The following is a 17,325-nucleotide window of genomic DNA, read 5'->3' as shown; positions in this document are numbered from 1 at the left end:
GAAGCCGCGGATCCGGCGCCGCCTCCTACCGCGGACCGCCGGGGGCCTCGAGCGCCGCGAGCGCGCGATGGGCCTGGCGCTCGACGTCGATCACGCGCGCCTCGTCGACCGCGTGGGCCCACCACTCGCCGTCGGACTGCTGGAACGAGCGCCGGAGGCGGGCGAGGCCCGAGATCAGCCCGCGGCGCGCCGCCTCGCGCGCGGCGGGGTCCGCGCCGTCGGCGGCGGAGCGCGCCCCCGCGGACGCGCGCTCGAGGTCGTCGGCGAGCTCCTTCGTGCGGCGGCGCACGTGGCCGTTGCGGATCGCGAGCGCGGCGGCGAGGCCGAGCGCGGATCCGATCACGGTGTCCAGCAGCCGGTCGACGACGAGCTCCGGGACGGGGGCCGCGCGCCCGAACTCGCTGATGATGAGCGCCATGGGCGTGACGACGATCTGGCCGACGAGGTAGCTGCGCGGGATGAGGAACTCCGCGGTCGCGTTGAAGACGAGCACGAGGACGGCGGCGACGAGCGGATCGGTCAGCGCGACGGGGGCGACGAGCGCGAACAGGCCCACGCCGAGCACCGCGCCGATCGTCCGCTGCGGCGCGCGGCGCCACGTCAGCAGCAGGTTGGGCTGGATGAGCGAGGCCGCCGTGACGACCGCCCAGAACGGGCGGCCGACGCCCACGAGGTGGGCCACGATGGCCGCGGCGGCGCATCCGAGGAGCACCCGCCAGAAGAACGGCGCGTGCGGCGATCCCGGGCGGAACGCGGCGAGGATCGGGTGCCGGTCCGCGAACGCGCGGGGCGCGGCCCGCTCGGCGTGGGCGCCGGCGATCTCGGCGCTCTCGTCGGCCGTCAGCGGCGCGGGCGGGAAGGGGCCGCGCCCGCGGCGAATCGCGCGCGCGTCGGCGCGGGCGCTCCCGGCGGACCCGCGGACGGTGGGGTCGGTCAGGACGCGCTCGGCGGCGACGATGTGCGCCTCGAGGGTCCGCCGCTCGGCGCCCGTCGCGCCCGACATCGTCGCGGCGCCCCACGCGTCGTGGATTGCGGCGGCGAGGGTCCGCCGCGCCTGCGCGTCGTGCGGGGCCTCGTGCAGCGCGCCCGCCGCGAGGAGCATGCGCGCGAGGGTGCGCCGCTCGGGGCCGCGCCGGTTCCACAGCGCGGGCGCCATGACGACGAGCCAGGCCACGGCCCCCGCGCCCGCGATGAGCGCGACGTGCACGGGGATCTCGGCCCAGGATTCGCCCACGAAGAGGAAACCGGAGAAGAGGAAGGTCGGGATGATCGCGCCGGGCGGGCCGACCCGCGAGGCCTCGACCGCGACCTTCGTCGCGGCGGCGAACACGCTCGCGGCGGCGATGAGCGCGAGCGTCGAGGTGAGCGCCGCCGACAGCGCGAGCGCGCAGGCGCTGGCGAGGACGATCGCCGCCACGAGACCCGCGTGTGTGCGGGCGCGCTGGGCGTAGGGCAGGCCGTGCCCGAACAGCGCCGTCATCGACCCTACGAGGGCGTAGACGACGAGCTCGATGTGGCTCGTCGCGCCGAGCGCCGCGACCGGGATGAGCCCCGCGACGAGGATGCTCGCCGATCGCAGGATCCACGCGTCGTGCGGCAGGCGCTGCATGCGGAGCGTCACGGCGCCCCGCAGATCGGGGCGGATCCGGATGGCATCGGTGAGGGGCTGGCGCGGCACGCTGCCAGCGTATTCTCGCCACATGGGCGGGGGCTGGCCCCCGCATTCGCGCGGCGAGGGGGATCCTCCCACGCGCGCGCACTAGGGTGCAGGGGCACACGTTCCCCGCGAGAGGCCCCGTTTCGATGACTGCTGTCGTGTCCCGCTCCCGCCGCCTGGCCCGAAGCCCGCTCGACGCCCTGCGGGGCTTTCTCATCGGGCTCGCGGAGCTCGTCCCCGGCGTCTCCGGCGGCACGGTCGCGCTCGTCACGGGCGTCTACGAGCGCGCCCTGGCTTCCGCGCACGCGATCGGCCGGGCCGGGAAGGCCCTCGTGTTCGGCCCCGACCGGATCCGCTCCGCGAAGCGCGCCGCGGCCGGGATCGACGGGTGGCTCCTCGTGCCCCTCCTGGTCGGCATGGCGATCGCCGTCCTGTTCGCGGCGGGCGTCGTCGAGGAGCTCGTCTCCGCGCACCCCGAGAACGCCCGCGGGCTGTTCTTCGGGCTCGTCGCCGCGAGCCTTGTCGTGCCCTTCCAGCTCCTGCCGCGCGCCCGCGGCGGCGCCGCCCGGCGCGCGGGCGACGTCGCGCTCGTGGCCGTCCCCGCCGTCGTCGCGTTCTTCCTCGTCGGCTTCGCCTCGAACGGCGCGATCGACGACCCGCCAATGTGGTTCGTGTTTGTCGCGGCCGCGATCGCCGTGTGCGCGCTCGTCGTGCCCGGCGTCTCGGGCTCCTTCTTCCTCCTCGCCGTCGGGCTGTACTCGCCCACGCTGCAGGCCGTCGACGAGCGCGCGCTGGGCTACATCGCGGTGTTCGCCGCGGGCGCCCTCGTCGGGCTCGCGACGGTCGTGCAGGTGATCACCGTGCTCCTGAACCGCTTCCGCCGCGGCACGCTGCTCGTGATGGCGGGCCTCATGCTCGGATCCCTCCGAGCGCTCTGGCCGTGGCAGGGCGGCGCGGGCGGCTCCGACGGGCACGGCACGCTCCTGGCCCCGACGGATCCGCTCGGCCCCGTCCTGTTCGCGATTCTCGGCGCCGCGGTCGTCCTCGCGCTCATCGCCGTCGAGCACGTCGCGCTGCGCCGCGCCGCGCGGTAGCGCCCGCCCCGCGCGGGAGTCTCAGACCGCGCCGAGGTCCACGCCCGCGCTCGCGGGCTCGGCGTAGGCGACCTCCGCGAAGCCCGTGGGGCCGGATCCGTCCCGCACGAAGCTCGTCACGCTCGAGAGCGCGCAGCGGCGGGTCGTGGGGGAGTGCGCGAGCTTTTCGCCCGCGACCGCGAGGTGCGCGACCCAGATCGGCGCCTGGTGGGAGACGATCACGACGTCGCCGCCGTCCGCCGCGTCCCACGCCGCGTGCATCCCCGCCACCATGCGCTCGGCGATGTCGGCGAACGGCTCGCCCCAGCTCGGCCGGGAGGGGCGGAGGAGGTAGCGCCAGTACCGCGGCCGGAGCACGGCGCGCTTCATGCGCGTGCCCGCGAACGCGTTCCAGGGCTCGATGACGCGCTCGTCGAGGGTGGGGGTGAGGTCGAAGCGCTCGGCGAACGGCCGGCCCGATTCCCGCGCGCGCTGCAGCGGCGACGTGACGAGGGCCGACACCTCGCGCCCGAGCCCCGCGACGTAGTCGGCGGCGGCCTGCGCCATGGCCGCGCCCGCCTCGCTCAGGCCGTACCCGGGGATCCGCTCGTACAGGATCCGGTCGGGGTTGTGGACCTCGCCGTGTCGGACGAGGTGCAGGCGGGGCGCGGGCATGGGGCCTACGCTACCCGGGTGACCTCCCCCCGCCCGGCCCTGTGGCCCGCCTCCCTCGCGGCCGACCTCGTCCTCGTCGTGATCTTCGCCGCCGTCGGCATGCGTAGTCACCACGGATCCTTCTCGCTCGCCGCGCTCGCCGAGACGGCGTGGCCGTTCCTCGCGGGGGCGGTCCTCGGCTGGCTCGTCGCGCGGGGCTGGCGCCGGCCGGCGGCGCTCGCGACGGGGGTCGTGGTGTGGATCCTCGCGGCGGGCGGCGGGATGATCCTCCGCGTCGCCACGGGCGGCGGATTCGCGTGGTCCTTCCTCGTCGTCACGCTCGTCGTGCTGGGCGCTTTCCTCGTCGGGTGGCGGGCGGTGTGGGCGCTCGTCCGGCGCGCGCGCCGGGCGTAAGCGGGCACACAGCCAACTCTTACTACGGCACGTAGAATTGCCGCGTGCCCCCCGCAGCCCCCCTTCGCCGTGTCGCCGCGGCGGTCGTCGCCGTCGTGCTCGGCGCCTCCCTCGCGGCCTGCAGCAACGATCCCGTCGCTGAGCAGTACCTCTCGGGCGACAACAAGGGCTACATCGCGGGCGACTTCCGCGTCGACGAGATCGCGCCCGACGAGCGCGGCGAGCCCGTCGAGTGGGCGGGCGAGACCGAGCACGGCGAGGAGCTCACGAGCGCGGACACCGCGGGCGGGGTCACGGTCGTGAACTTCTGGTACGCCGCGTGCGGGCCCTGCATCGTCGAGGCGCCCGACCTCGAGGCCGTGTGGCAGGAGTACCAGGGTGACGAGGTCTCCTTCGTGGGCGTCAACACCTACGACCAGGCCGACACGGCCCGCGCCTTCGCGGCCGACAACGGCGTGACCTACCCGAGCATCATCGACGTGAACACGGGATCCGTGAAGCTCGCCTTCGCCGCCGCGACGCCGATCCAGGCGACGCCGACGACGCTCGTGCTCGACCGCGAGGGCCGCGTCGCGGCGCGCATCATCGGCAAGCTCGAGGGGGCGTCGATCCTCTCGACGCTCGTGCGCGAGACGCTTGAAGAGACCGCGTGAGCGTCGAGCAGATCATCGGGGCGGGGACCCTCTGGGCGGCCCTCCCGATCGCCCTCGCCGCGGGCCTGCTGTCGTTCCTCTCGCCGTGCGTGCTGCCGCTCGTCCCCGGCTACCTCGGCTTCATCTCGGGGGCCGTGGCGCCGAACAGGCAGCCCGGATCCGCCTCGCGGGGACGCCTCGTCGGCGGCGTGCTGCTGTTCATCGCGGGCTTCACGGTCGTGTTCATGGCCGTCAACATCTTCAGCGGCGGCGCGGCGGCCTTCTTCCTGCGCTATCAGGACCTCATCACGCGGATCCTCGGGGCGGTCGTCATCGTCATGGGCCTCGTCTTCCTCGGGCTCTTCCGCGTCATGCAGCGACAGGTGAAGCCGAACCTCTCGGGCGACCTCGGCCTCGTCGGGGCGCCGCTGCTCGGCCTCGCGCTCGGCATCGGCTGGGCGCCCTGCATCGGTCCGACCCTCGCGGTGATCATGAGCCTGTCCTGGAACACGGGCGACCCGTGGCGCGCCGGCATCCTCGGGCTCGTGTACTCGCTGGGCCTCGGGATTCCCTTCCTCCTCGTGGCGCTCGGCTTCGGCTGGGCGACCCGCACCGTTACGTTCTTCCGCCGCCACGTGCGCGCCATCAACGTCATCGGCGGATCCCTCCTGATCCTCCTCGGCGTGCTGATGGTGTCCGGCGTGTGGACCATGCTCATGTCTCGACTCCAGGTGGTGATCGGCGGTGTCGAACTCCCGCTCTGACCTCACGCAGAATTCGAGCGCGGATCCGCGCCGCCCCGACGACCACGTCGACGCGTCCCCGCAGCCTGTCACGCAGCCGAAGCTGTCGTTCGTCGGTTGGCTGCGCTGGGCGTGGCGCCAGCTGACGAGCATGCGCACGGCCCTCGTCCTGCTCCTGCTGCTCGCGGTCGCCGCCATCCCGGGGTCGATCTTTCCCCAGCGCATGGCGAACCCCAACGGCGTCACGCAGTGGGAGTCGGACAACCCCGACCTGTTCCCCGTGCTCGACGCGCTGCAGCTGTTCGACGTCTATTCCTCGGCGTGGTTCTCTGCGATCTACCTGCTGCTGTTCGTGTCGCTGATCGGCTGCATCCTGCCCCGCACGAAGCACCACCTCGGCGCCCTCCGCTCCCGCCCGCCGCGCACCCCCGCGCGCCTGGGCCGCCTCGCGGACCACCGCGTCGAGGAGGCGGAGCACGCGGATCCGGCCCGCGCGATCGCGCTCGCCGAGAAGCGGCTGAAGCGCCAGGGGTACCGCACCGAGCGCTACGACCAGGGCGGATCCCTCTCCGTCTCCGCCGAGCGCGGCTACCTGCGCGAGACGGGAAACCTCGTCTTCCACGCCTCGCTCGTGGGGATCCTCGTCGCGGTCGGCGTGGGCGGCCAGTTCGCCTACACGGGTCAGAGCGTGATCACGGAGGGCACGACCTTCGTGAACTCGCTGCTGAACTACTCGTCCATGAACAAGGGCCGCCTGGTCGCCGACGACGCCCTCGCGCCCTACGCGATGACGCTCGACTCGTTCGACGTGACCTACGTGCCCGCGGGGGAAAACGGCGCCGGCCAGGCCGGGGACTTCTCCGCCAACGTCACGGTGCGCGACGCCTCGGGCGAGGAGAGCGAGGACGCCGTGCGGGTAAACCACCCGCTGCACGTCTACGGCGACGCGATCTACCTGCTCGGCAACGGCTACGCCCCGACCATCGTCGTGCGCGACGCCGACGGCGAGATCATCTACAACGAGTCGGTGCCCTTCCTGCCCCAGGACAGCAACATGACCTCGCTCGGCGTCGTGAAGATCCCCGACGGGCTCGACGAGCAGATGGGCCTCGTCGGCTTCTTCTATCCGACGCAGTACGAGCTCGCCTCGGGCGCGTTCTCCTCGGCCTACGGCGACCTCGTCAACCCCGTCCTCACCCTCAACGTCTACGTCGGGGACCTCGGCATCGACGACGGCACGCCGCGCTCCGTGTACACCCTCGACCCGACGGGCATGGAGCAACTCACGGGCGGCGAGACGGGAACCGACTCCATCGAACTGTCGCCCGGCGAGACGATGGACCTGCCGAACGGGCAGGGAACGGTCGAGTTCGTCGACGAGACGCCGGACGGCGCCGACCCCGCCGAGGTCGGCTACACCGAGTCGGTCAAGCGCTACGTCTCGCTCCAGGTGCATCACGACGCCTCGACGATCTGGGTGCTCACCTTCGCGATCCTCGCGGTGCTGGGGCTCCTCACCGCCCTGTTCGTCCCGCGCCGCCGCATCTGGGTCAAGGTCACGCCCCACGGATCCGGCGCGACGATCGAGTACGCCGGCCTCGCGCGCGGCGAGGACCCCGCCATCGCCCGCGCCGTCGACGCCCTCGCCGACCAGCACGGCCGGGACCTCCGCGCCGGATAGCCCACGGATCCCGCCCCCACGCCCGCCCTCGTTTCCTAGGATCGTTGCATGCTCCCCGATCACGCCGTCGCCCTCGACACCTGGTCCGTCATCTCGCTCTGGACCGCGATCGCCGTCTACGCGCTCGCGTTCATCGCGTACGCCGTCGACCTCGCCCGGCGTTCCGAGGCGTCGGTGCGCATGAAGGACCGCCGCGCGGAACTCGTCGCGGCTGGGGGCGGATCCGCGCTCGCGGAGGAGCCCACGGGCGGCGATCCGGCCGCGCCGCACAACCCCGTGATGGCGCGCATCGGCACGACCCTCACCTGGATCGCCTTCCTCCTGCACCTCGCGGCCGCGGTCATGCGCGGCATCGGCGCGGGCCGGGTGCCGTGGTCGAACATGTACGAGTTCGCGATGATGGGCACCCTCCTCGTGACGGGCGTCTACCTCGGGGTGCTGTTCTGGAAGGACCTGCGCTACCTCGGGGCGTTCATGACGGGCCTCGTGACGGTGCTGCTCGGCGCCAGCTCGATGTTCTACGTCGAGATCACGCCGCTGATGGATCCGCTGAAGTCGGTGTGGCTCATCATCCACGTTTTCGTCGCCTCGCTCGCGACCGCCTTCCTCGCGCTCGGCTTCGCGCTGAGCGTCCTCCAGCTCCTCCAGGCCCGGCGCGAGCGCCGGGCGGTCGAGGACGAGAGCCTCGCGACGAAGAAGAGCCTCTTGCGCACCCTGCCCTCGGGCGAGGCGCTTGAGGGCCTGGCGTACCGGTTCGCGATCATCGGGTTCATCTTCTGGACGTTCACGCTGATCGCCGGATCCATCTGGGCGCAGGACGCGTGGGGCCGCTACTGGGGCTTCGACACGAAGGAAGTGTGGACCTTCATCATCTGGGTCCTGTACGCCGGGTACATCCACGCCCGCGCGACCCGCGGGTGGCAGGGCACGCGGTCGGCATGGCTGTCAATCGTCGGCTTCGTCGCCGTGCTGTTCAACTTCACGATCGTGAACATGTTCTTCGAGGGCCTGCACGCCTACAGCGGCCTCGAATAGGACGCCCTCTCGCCCGCGGCGGGGACCCAAGCGGTCCGCCCGCCGCGGGCTTTTTCCTGCCCGCGTTTCTGTGAGTGTGTTGTTTTGCGTGGGAGTGCGTTGTAATCTGGGGGTGTCCAAAGGAGGACGCATGTACCCAGAGGAGCGACAGGGCCTCATCGCGCGCGCCGTGACCGACGCCGGCCGCATCTCCGTGCGGGAGATCGCCGCGCGATTCGACATCACGACCGAGACGGTGCGCCGCGACCTGCAGGCGCTCGAGGAGGCCGGCGCGCTGCGGCGCGTGCACGGCGGCGCGATCGCGCCCGAGCGCGCAAGCCTCGTCGAGCCGGCCGTGGGGGAGCGCCGCCAGGTCGCGGGCGACGCCAAGCGCCGCCTCGCGGAGGTCGTGGCGAGCCGGATCCCCGAGGGGTTCGGCGGATCCGTGTTCCTCGACGCCGGCACGACGACCGGCGCGCTCCTGGATCCGCTCGCCCGCCGGCTGTCCGGCGGCCGCGCCGAGATCGTCACGCACGCCGTGCAGCACGCGGCCGCGCTCGCGGAGACCGGCGCGGTCGCGCTGACGCTCCTCGGCGGCCGGATCCGCGCGCTGACGGGCGCCGCCGTGGGGGCGCAGACCGTCCGCGAGATCGCGGGGATCCGGCCCGACGTCGCGCTCGTGGGCGTGAACGGGATCTCGGCCGACTTCGGGCTGTCGACCCCCGACGGCGACGAGGCCGCGGTGAAGCGGGCGATCGTGCGCGCCGCGCGCCGCGTCATCGTCGTGGCCGACCGGTCGAAGTTCGGCGCCGAGTCGCTGCACCGCTTCGCGGGCCTCGACGAGGTCGACGCGATCGCGACCGACGAGGCGCCCGAGGGCGCGCTCGCCGCGGCGCTCGCGGAGCACGACGTCGAGGTGTGGGCCGCCCAGGCCCGCGAGAAGGAGGCGACGACATGATCGTCACGCTGACCGCCAACCCCTCGCTCGACCGCACGGTCGAGCTGCCCGGCCCGCTCGCGGTCGGGGAGGTGCAGCCCGCCTCCGGCGCGCGGGAGGACGCCGCCGGCAAGGGCATCAACGTCGCGCGCGTGCTCCACGCCGCCGGCGACGCCGTGCGCGGCGTGCTCCCGCTCTCGCCCGCGGATCCGTACGCGACGGCCCTCGGCCAAGGCCTGCCGACCGTGGCCGTCCCCGTCTCGGGGAACGCCCGCGCGAACATCACGCTGACGGATCCCGCGGGCACCACGACGAAGATCAACCTGCCGGGCGCGGCCCTCGACGAGCCGACCCGCCGGGCGCTCATCGACGCCGTCGTCGCCGTGTGCGCGCGGGACGACGCCGGCTGGCTCGCGCTGTGCGGATCCCTCCCGCCCGGCGCCGGGGACGACTTCTACGTCGACGTGATCCGCGCCGTGCGCGAGCGCGTCGCGCGTCCGCCGCTGATCGCGGTCGACACCTCCGGTGCCGCGCTCGCGCGGGTCGTCGCAGGCGGGCGCCCCGACCTCATCAAGCCCAACGAGGACGAGCTCGCCGAGCTCGCCGGGCGGGCGCTGCCGGACGCGGCGCTCCCCGAGGCGGTCGCCCTCCTCGCGCGCGAGATCGTGCCGGGCCGCGTGGGCGCGGCCCTCGTGACGCTCGGCGGCGCGGGCGCCGTGCTCGTGACGGCCGACGAGGCGCTCCACGCCCCGATCCCGCGCGGCGTCGCGGTGCGCTCGACCGTGGGCGCGGGCGACAGCGCGCTCGCGGGCTACCTGCACGCGGACGCGGCCGGCCTCCCCGCCGCCGCACGCCTCGTCTCGGCGGTGCGGTACGGATCCGCCACCGCCTCCCTCCCGGGCACGCAGCTCGCGACGCCCGCCGACCTCCCGAGCGGCGACGTCGCCGTCGCCGCCGTTCCCTAGCCCCCGAAAGGACACCCGAGATGTCAACCATCACCCCGGCGCTCGTCAGCCTCGATGACGAGATCGGCGCCGACAAGGAGCAGGTGCTGCGCGCACTGGCCGCCCGATTCGTCCGAGAGGGCCGCGCGGGCGACGCCGACGCGCTGTTCGCCGCGGCCTGGGCGCGCGAGGAGAAGGACGCCACGGGCCTGCCCGGTGGCATCGCCATCCCGCACGCCAAGGCCGCGACCGTCACCGCGGCGTCCCTCGCCTTCGCGCGGCTGGACCCGCCCGTCGACTTCGGCTCGTTCGACGGGCCGAGCGACATCGTCTTCATGATCGCCGCGCCGGACACCGCGGCGGAGGAACACCTCGCCGTGCTGTCGCAGCTCGCGCGCCACCTCATGGACGACGACTTCACGGCGGCCCTCCGCGCCGCCACCACGCCGGAGGAGGCCGTGCGCATCGTGCGCGCCGCGATCGGCGAGGGTGAGGCCGCCGACGCGTCCGCTGAGACCCCCGCCGCGGCCCCCGCGGCGGAGCCTGCGTCCCCCGTCGAGCCGGCGTCCGACCCGGGCGCGGCGGGCACCTCGGCCCCGCGGATCCTCGCCGTCACGGCCTGCACGACCGGCATCGCGCACACGTACATGGCCGCCGACGCGCTGGCGAAGGCCGCGGCCGACCAGGGCGTGGACTTCGCCGTCGAGCCGCAGGGGTCCAGCGGGTTCACGCGCTTCACCCCCGAGCAGATCGCGGAGGCGGACGCCGTGATCTTCGCGGTCGACGTCGACGTGCGCGAGCCCGAGCGCTTCGCCGGGAAGCCCGTCGTGCGCCGGCCCGTCAAGGCGGGTATCGAGCACGCCGCTGACCTCATTCGTCTCGCGGCCGAGGCGGCCGCGGATCCGTCCGCCGAGCGCGTCTCGGGCGAGGCCGCCGCCTCCGCCGCGGCGCCCGGCGAGCCGGAGAGCTGGGGCAAGCGGATCCAGCGGATCCTCATGACCGGCGTGAGCTACATGATCCCCTTCGTCGCGGGCGGCGGGCTCCTCATGGCGCTCGGATTCCTGCTCGGCGGCTTCCAGATCAACGAGTCGGCGAACGAGATCGCCGTGGGCAACGCCCTGTGGAACCTGCCGGACGGCGGGCTGGCGGAGTACCTCGGCGCGCTCGCGTTCGCGATCGGCAACGCGTCGATGGCGTTCCTCGTGCCGGCGCTGGCCGGCTACATCGCGTTCGCGATCGCCGACCGCCCCGGCATCGCCCCCGGGTTCGTCGCGGGATCCGTCGCCGTCCTCATGGGCGCGGGCTTCCTCGGCGGCATCGCGGGCGGCCTCCTCGCGGGGCTCGCGGCCTGGTGGCTCGGCACCCTCACGGTGCCCCGGTGGCTGCGCGGGCTGATGCCCGTCGCGATCATCCCGCTCCTCGGATCCGCCTTCGCCTCCGGCCTGCTGCTGCTCGTGCTCGGCATGCCCATCGCCGCGCTCATGGACCTCCTGACCGAGGGCCTGAACACGCTCGCCGCGTCGGGTCTGTTGCCGCTCGTCGGCGTCATCCTCGGCCTCATGATGTGCTTCGACCTCGGCGGCCCCGTGAACAAGGTCGCGTACGCGTTCGCGGTCGCCTCCCTGGGCGAGGCGTCGGCCGACAATCCCGTGCCGTACTACATCATGGCGGCCGTCATGACCGCGGGCATGGTGCCGCCGCTCGCGATGGCGCTCGCCTCGACCGTGCTCGCTCGCGGCCGGTTCTCGCCCGCCGAGCGCGAGAACGGCGTCGCCGCGTGGCTCATGGGCCTGTCGTTTATCTCGGAGGGCGCGATCCCCTTCGCCGCCGCCGACCCGCTGCGCGTGATCCCCGCGTCGATGCTCGGCGGGGCCGTGACCGGCTTCCTGTCGATGCTGTTCCTCGTCCAGTCGCAGGCGCCGCACGGCGGCGTGTTCGTGTTCTTCGCGATTACGCCGATCTGGGGCTTCCTCATCGCGCTCGCCGCGGGCACGATCGTGGGCGGCGTGGCCGTCTCGGCGTTCAAGGCCATCGGATCCCGCCGCACCGCCCCCGTCGCGGCGTAGCCGGCAGGCGCGACGCCCCCCTCCCGCTGGCCGCGGGAGGGGGCGTTCCCGCTTCGGGTCGCGCGTATGCACGGGGATCCGCCCGGCGACAACGCCCCACCCAGCCCGGCCACGTCCCGACCCCGGCCCCGGGGCTCGGGGCGTTACGCGCCCGCGAGCACCGCCCGGGCCGAGGTGGTGCGGCGCACCTGCACGGCCACGATCGTGGCCACGAGGGCGAGCACCGCCCAGGTCACGAGCGCGGCGACGGATCCGCCGACGGATCCGGACGTGACGGCGCCGAGGAGGGCGTCGATCGCGGGGGCCGTGGGGAGAGCGCCGGCGAGGCTCGCGAGGGCCCCCGGCACGGTCGACACGATCGCGACGGCGACCGCGACGGCGCCCACGAGCGCGCCGACCCAGCGCCCGGCGCCGCCGAGGACGGCCACGAGCGCCTGGTGGATCGCCGCGAAGCAGACGCCGATGAGCGCGGACAGGCCGGTCACGGCCCAGGCGACGCCGGGGCTGTAGTCGCTCACGAGCACGATGATGCCCGCGACGAGGACGCCCTGCACGGCGCCGATTGCGGCGCCCGGGAGGAGCGCCCGCGCGGCGAGCGCGAACGAGCTGCGGCGCGACGCGAGGGCCCCCGCCGTCACGGGACGCAGCGCGACGAAGGTGGCGAGGGATCCGAACCACAGCACGACCGCGGCGAGCAGCGGGATGGCGGAGGCGCCGAACAGCGCCAGCCCGGAGCTGCCCGCGCTCACGGGGCTCGCGACGACGCCGGCGAGGTCGGCGGCCTCGTCGTCCGTGAAGCTCGGCAGCTGCTCGGTCGCCTGCGTCAGGCCGTCGCCGAGCTCGGACGCGCCGTCGCCCAGCTGGCCGACGCCGTCGCCCAGCTCGCTCGTGCCGTCGGCGAGCTCGTCCGCGCCGCTCTGGAGCTCGCCGGTGCCGCTCGCGGCCTCGCCGGTCGCGGTGCCGAGCTGCGCGATCCCGTCGGCGAGCGAGTACGTGCCGGCCGCGGCCTGCGCCGCGCCCGTCGCGAGGCCCGAGGCGCCCTCCGACAGCGCGCTCGTCCCGGTCGCGATCCCCGAGGCGCCCTCGACGAGCGCTGGCATGTTCGCGGCGAGCTGCGCGAGCCCGCCCGACACCTGCGCCGCCCCGGGGGCGAGCTCAGCGGCGCCGTCCGCGAGCGCGCTCACGCCGTCGGCGAGCTCGGAGGCGCCGGGCTCGGCTTCGGCGACGCCCGCGCGCAGCTGGGCCGTGCCGTCCGCGACGCCCGTCGCGCCCGTGCGGAGCTGGCCGGTCAGATCCGCGATCCCGGCCACGCCGGTCGCGACCTCCTGCGCGCCTGCGTCGGTGTCGCTCGCGGTGCCCGCGAGCGCGGTGGTGGATGCGGCGACGGATCCGGCCGCGGCCTGCGCATCGGCGAGCTGCGCGCAGAAGTCGGCGCTGCCGCCCTCGGCCGCGCAGGACGCGGCGAGGTCCGCGAGGGATCCCGACAGCGCCGCGGCCTCCTCGTCGAGCCCCGACAGCCCGTCGGCGAGGCCGGCGGTGCCCGCTGCGACGCCGGCCGCGCCGTCGGAGAGCCCGCCCGCGTTCAGCGCGTCGTCGATCCCTGCGACGCCCGCGGAGACCCCCTCCGACGCGGCGACGAGGCCGGGGTTCGCGGCCGTGCCGTCGCCGTCGAGGCCGGCCAGGAGCGCGGCCAGCGCGTCCGCGATCCCCGCCACGCCGTCGGCGACGCCGGGGGTCTCGCCTGTGCCGTTCAGGCCCGCGGAGAGGGCGGCGACGCCGTCCGAGACCTGCTCGGCGCCCGAGACGAGCCCGGGCTGGTCCGCGGTGCCGCTCAGGCCGTCGTCCACCTGCTGCAGCCCGCCCGCGAGCGCCCCGGCGCCGTCGGTGAGCTGATCGGCGCCGGAGGCGAGCTGCGCGGCGCCGTCGGAGATCTCGACGGTGCCGTCGCCGAGCGTCGTCGCGCCGGATGCCGCCTCGGCGGCGGCGTCGGCGAGCTGGGTCATCCCGGCCGCGAGCTCGCCGATCCCGCCGGAGAGCTGGGTCATGCCGTCGGCCAGCTGATCGGCGCCGTCCTCGGCCTCGCCCGCGCCGTCGGCGAGCTGCGTCGCGCCGTCGGCGGCGTCGCCGAGCTGGTCGCCGAGCGTCGTGAAGCTCACGAACACGTTCTCGAGCGTGGCGGAGGACAGCTGGGATCCCATCGCGTCGGCGGCGATCGTCGACACCTGCTGCATGATCGCGCCGTCGACGATCCGCGCGTCGTCGGCGGTGGTGACCTCGATGGTCGCCTCCGTGGGATCCGCGGATCCGGACAGCGCGTTCGCCGACGACATCGCCGCCTCGCTGAAGTCCTCGGGGATCGTGACAACGGCCTGATAGGTGCCGTCCGCGATGCCGTCCGCGGCGTCCTCCTCGTTGGAGATGACCCAGTCGATGTTGCTGTCGATCTCGTCGGAGCCCTCGACGAGGCCGCCCGCGAGCTGACGCCCGAGCGGGACCTGCTGCCCGTCGATCTCGGTGCCCTCGTCGAGGTTGACGATCGCGGCGGACATGTTGTCCAGCCGGTCGGTCGGGTTGTAGAGCGCCGCGATCAGGATCCCGCCGATGAGAGCGGGGAGGAGGAGGACGCCGAGGAGCGTCGCCCACGTGACGGGGCGCTTCGTGCCGGCGCGTTCGATGTGCGTGGTCATCAGATCACCTCGGAGGCCGCGGTGCGCGGCGTAACGTCGAGAACGGGGGCGCCGCGCCAGCCGGCGTCGGCGAGGAGGGCGAGGCCGCGGGCGGGATCGGCGGCGGAGGCGACGACCGTGAGCGGAGCCGCGGATCCGGTGCGCGCGCCGGATAGGGCCGCCGCCACGCCTCGGGCGTCGTCGGCGGAGAGGCGGTCGAGGCCCTCGAGCACGACGAGGCGAGCGTCGCCCGCGAGGGCGCCGCGGACGGCGTCGCGCGCGTCGCCCGAGCCGAAGCGGGCGACGCCGACGTGGGCGCGGACCCAGGCGCCGCGGCCGGGGAGCAGGTGCCCGGCGACGCGCAGGCGCGTGCCCTCGTCGGGCGCGAGCCGGCCCGCGATCGCGAGGAGCACCGCGCGGCCCGCGCGCGGATCCTCGGAGCGGACCAGGAGCGCCTCGCCGGGCGCCACGCGCATGGATACGCCCTCGACGAGGGGGCCGTCGTCGCCCGAGACGGCGAGGTCGTCGGCCGCCACCTCGACGCCGGCGCGGTTCTCGGGCCACTCGGCGAGCTGTTCCTCGCGCTCGACCGCCTCGCCCTCGATGTCGAGCGCCGGCAGCCGCGTGCCGAGCCAGCGAGGCATCCACCAGGCCTTCGTCCCGAGCAGCGCCATGACGGCGGGAACGAGGGTCATGCGCACGACGAAGGCGTCGACGGCGATGCCGACGGCGAGCGCCAGCGCGATCGGCTTGAGGTTGCTGTCGCCCTCGGGCACGAACGCGGCGAACACCGCGAACATGATGACGGCGGCCGCGGTGACCACGCGCGCCGAGGCGGTGTACCCCGAGCGCACGGCCTCGACCGCGACCTCGCGCGTGGCGCCGAGGCGGCGGGATGCGTGCACGTAGTCCTCGCGCATGCGGGAGACGAGGAAGACCTCGTAGTCCATGGCGAGGCCGAACAACACACCCATGACGACGATCGGCATGAAGGCGATGACGGGGCCGGTCTTCGCGACGTGGAGGAGATCCGCGCCCCAGCCCCACTCGAAGACCGCGGCGACGACGCCGAACGCGGCGAGGACGGACAGGAGGTAGCCGAGGGTCGCCTTCAGCGGGACCCAGATCGAGCGGAAGACGATCGTGAGGAGGATGAAGGAGAGCCCCACGACGAAGACGCCGAACGGCACGAGCGCGCCCGCGAGCTGGTCGGAGATGTCGATCGCCACCGCCGTGAAGCCCGTGACGGCGAGGTCGATGCCGTACTCGTCCAGCCACTCGTCGTGGTGGGAGCGCAGCTCGCGCACGAGGTCGCTCGTGGCGGGATCCGAGGGCCCCGTCTCGGGGATGATCTGCACGATCCCCGTGTCGGCGGTCTCGTTGGGGGTCGCGAGCGCGACCTCCGCGACGCCGTCGATCTCCTCGACCTCGGCGCCCAGGTCCTCCATGAGGGTGAGCGGGTCGTCGGAGGTGATGATCGTGCCCGTGAGGATGAGCGGGCCGTTGACGCCGTCGCCGAAGTACTCGCCCGTGAGGTCGAAGGCCTGGCGTGCCTCGCTGTCCTCGGCGAGCACGCCCGCGTTCGGGAGCGCCAGCTGGAGCTGCGCCGCGGGGATCGCCACGACGCCGAGGCCGAGGACGATCGCGATCGTCGTCACGACGGGGTGCTTCGTGACCGCCTCGACCCAGCGGCGGGCGAAGCCTGGGGCGACGGATCCGTCGGCGAGGAGCCGCTTCTTCCGCGGCCGCCCGACGGCGCGGCCCTTCGCGAACCCGAGGAGGGCGGGGGTGAGCGTGAGGGCGATGGCGACCGCGACGGCGACCGAGACGGCGGCCGCGATGCCCATGGTCGTGAGGAAGGGGATCCCGGCGAACCCGAGGCCGATGAGCGCGATGAGCACAGTGACGCCCGCGAACACGACGGCGGATCCGGCGGTGCCGGTCGCGCGGGCGGCCGCGTCCTCGGGCGGCACGCCGTCGCGCACCTGGTCCTGGTGGCGCGCCGCGATGAACAGCGCGTAGTCGATGCCGACCGCGAGCCCCAGCATGAGCGCGAGCATGGGGGTCGTGGAGCTGACCGTCGCGAACTGCGTCGACAGCACGATCGCGAGCAGCGACACGCCCACGCCGATGAGGGCGACGGCGAGCGGGACGCCCGCGAGCGCGATCGCGCGGAAGGTGACGATGAGCACGATGAGGGCGACGACGACGCCGATCGCCTCGATGATCGACAGCGCGGGCAGCTCGGTCGCGAACAGCTCGCCGCCCAGCTTGACGACGGATCCGTCCGGCAGCTCGTCGGCGAGCGCGTGCACGTCCTCGGTGATGGCGTCCTTCTGCGCGTCGGTGATCGCGGTCGCCTGGCCCTCGAGCTGGATCTGGGCGATGCCCGCCGCGCCGTCGTCGGAGATGAGGCCGTCGACGAGGTCGCTGTAGGGGGAGGTCGCCGAGGACATCCCGTCGACGTCGCCGAGCGCGTCGATCGTGTCCTCGATCGGGCCGCGGTAGGCGTCGTCCGTGATCTCGTCGCCGTCGGCCGCGACGACGATGAACTGCGCGGAGGTGCCGGCCATCTGCGGGAAGGTGCGCGTGAGCTGCTCGAGCCCCTCCTGCGATTCGGTGCCGGGAATCTCGAACGAGTTGTCGAACCCCTTGTTGAGGCCCGCGGCGCCCGCGCCGACGACGAGGAGCAGGAGGAGCCAGGTGGTGAGGACGCGCCAGGGGTGGCGGTACGACCAGCGTCCGAGCGACGACAGCAGGGTGGACACGGAAGAGGCCTTTCGGTCCTGGGGAAACGAGGGGCAGGTCCGATACACCGTTGTATCCGATACAAGTGTGTATCGT

The 17,325-nt window shown here is 74.1% G+C and carries 13 protein-coding genes; 9 read left to right on the top strand and 4 right to left on the bottom strand.

The window, feature by feature from the left end; all coding sequences use genetic code 11:
- Positions 1-25: 25 nt before the first annotated feature.
- Positions 26-1,678, bottom strand: coding sequence for an FUSC family protein (locus GJQ66_RS15350; protein WP_155048007.1), 1,653 nt, complete (start codon positions 1,676-1,678; stop codon positions 26-28).
- Positions 1,679-1,803: 125 nt separating this feature from the next.
- On the opposite strand from GJQ66_RS15350, the gene GJQ66_RS03795 reads away from it, so the two are divergent.
- Positions 1,804-2,751, top strand: coding sequence for a DUF368 domain-containing protein (locus tag GJQ66_RS03795; protein ID WP_155048006.1), 948 nt, complete (start codon positions 1,804-1,806; stop codon positions 2,749-2,751).
- Positions 2,752-2,772: 21 nt separating this feature from the next.
- Here the strand turns inward: GJQ66_RS03795 and GJQ66_RS03790 are convergent, their stop codons facing one another.
- Entirely contained in the window at positions 2,773-3,405 is a 633-nt protein-coding gene (locus GJQ66_RS03790) for a histidine phosphatase family protein (RefSeq protein WP_155048005.1), read from the bottom strand.
- Positions 3,406-3,423: 18 nt separating this feature from the next.
- On the opposite strand from GJQ66_RS03790, the gene GJQ66_RS03785 reads away from it, so the two are divergent.
- The 8 genes from GJQ66_RS03785 (at position 3,424) to GJQ66_RS03750 (ending at position 11,815) form a co-directional block, all read left to right on the top strand.
- A complete protein-coding gene (locus tag GJQ66_RS03785) occupies positions 3,424-3,798 on the top strand; it encodes a DUF3054 domain-containing protein (RefSeq protein ID WP_368732639.1) in 375 nt (124 codons plus the stop codon).
- Positions 3,799-3,842: 44 nt separating this feature from the next.
- Positions 3,843-4,451 (top strand): TlpA family protein disulfide reductase, encoded by a 609-nt coding sequence (locus tag GJQ66_RS03780; protein ID WP_368732638.1) that lies wholly within the window; start codon positions 3,843-3,845, stop codon positions 4,449-4,451.
- Positions 4,448-5,194 (top strand): cytochrome c biogenesis CcdA family protein, encoded by a 747-nt coding sequence (locus tag GJQ66_RS03775; RefSeq protein ID WP_368732637.1) that lies wholly within the window; start codon positions 4,448-4,450, stop codon positions 5,192-5,194. The genes GJQ66_RS03780 and GJQ66_RS03775 overlap by 4 nt, the downstream gene beginning before the upstream one ends.
- Complete coding sequence (locus tag GJQ66_RS03770; protein ID WP_368732636.1) at positions 5,175-6,854, top strand: cytochrome c biogenesis protein ResB; 1,680 nt, start codon at positions 5,175-5,177, stop codon at positions 6,852-6,854. The genes GJQ66_RS03775 and GJQ66_RS03770 overlap by 20 nt, the downstream gene beginning before the upstream one ends.
- Before the next feature lie 48 nt (positions 6,855-6,902).
- Positions 6,903-7,889 carry a c-type cytochrome biogenesis protein CcsB gene (gene ccsB, locus GJQ66_RS03765; protein ID WP_155048004.1) on the top strand — a complete coding sequence of 329 codons (987 nt, stop codon included), beginning with the start codon at positions 6,903-6,905 and terminating at the stop codon, positions 7,887-7,889.
- Between the two features lie 130 nt (positions 7,890-8,019).
- Entirely contained in the window at positions 8,020-8,826 is an 807-nt protein-coding gene (locus tag GJQ66_RS03760) for a DeoR/GlpR family DNA-binding transcription regulator (RefSeq protein ID WP_155048003.1), read from the top strand.
- Positions 8,823-9,770 (top strand): 1-phosphofructokinase family hexose kinase, encoded by a 948-nt coding sequence (locus GJQ66_RS03755; protein WP_155048002.1) that lies wholly within the window; start codon positions 8,823-8,825, stop codon positions 9,768-9,770. Before GJQ66_RS03760 ends, GJQ66_RS03755 begins: the two co-directional genes overlap by 4 nt.
- A gap of 20 nt (positions 9,771-9,790) precedes the next feature.
- Positions 9,791-11,815, top strand: a complete 2,025-nt coding sequence (locus tag GJQ66_RS03750; RefSeq protein ID WP_155048001.1) for a fructose-specific PTS transporter subunit EIIC — start codon at positions 9,791-9,793, stop codon at positions 11,813-11,815.
- Between the two features lie 143 nt (positions 11,816-11,958).
- On the opposite strand, the gene GJQ66_RS03745 is transcribed toward GJQ66_RS03750, so the two are convergent.
- Positions 11,959-14,502, bottom strand: a complete 2,544-nt coding sequence (locus tag GJQ66_RS03745; RefSeq protein WP_155048000.1) for a YhgE/Pip domain-containing protein — start codon at positions 14,500-14,502, stop codon at positions 11,959-11,961.
- Positions 14,502-17,249 carry an MMPL family transporter gene (locus GJQ66_RS03740; RefSeq protein ID WP_368732635.1) on the bottom strand — a complete coding sequence of 916 codons (2,748 nt, stop codon included), beginning with the start codon at positions 17,247-17,249 and terminating at the stop codon, positions 14,502-14,504. The genes GJQ66_RS03745 and GJQ66_RS03740 overlap by 1 nt, the downstream gene beginning before the upstream one ends.
- Positions 17,250-17,325 lie beyond the last annotated feature (76 nt).

Origin of the sequence: Microbacterium sp. ZXX196 (assembly GCF_009709595.1) — a bacterium.
Classification (GTDB): domain Bacteria; phylum Actinomycetota; class Actinomycetes; order Actinomycetales; family Microbacteriaceae; genus Microbacterium; species Microbacterium excoecariae.
Note: the sequence above shows the minus strand (reverse complement) of the source record. Positions and strands in the feature narration are given on the sequence as shown.

Excerpts from the sequence above, each read along its gene's own strand:
- GJQ66_RS03795 (WP_155048006.1), top strand. The coding sequence starts at position 1,804 with ATGACTGCTGTCGTGTCCCGCTCCCGCCGCCTGGCCCGAAGCCCGCTC.
- GJQ66_RS03790 (WP_155048005.1), bottom strand. The coding sequence starts at position 3,405 with ATGCCCGCGCCCCGCCTGCACCTCGTCCGACACGGCGAGGTCCACAAC.
- ccsB (WP_155048004.1), top strand. The coding sequence starts at position 6,903 with ATGCTCCCCGATCACGCCGTCGCCCTCGACACCTGGTCCGTCATCTCG.
- GJQ66_RS03760 (WP_155048003.1), top strand. The coding sequence starts at position 8,020 with ATGTACCCAGAGGAGCGACAGGGCCTCATCGCGCGCGCCGTGACCGAC.
- GJQ66_RS03755 (WP_155048002.1), top strand. The coding sequence starts at position 8,823 with ATGATCGTCACGCTGACCGCCAACCCCTCGCTCGACCGCACGGTCGAG.
- GJQ66_RS03750 (WP_155048001.1), top strand. The coding sequence starts at position 9,791 with ATGTCAACCATCACCCCGGCGCTCGTCAGCCTCGATGACGAGATCGGC.
- GJQ66_RS03745 (WP_155048000.1), bottom strand. The coding sequence starts at position 14,502 with ATGACCACGCACATCGAACGCGCCGGCACGAAGCGCCCCGTCACGTGG.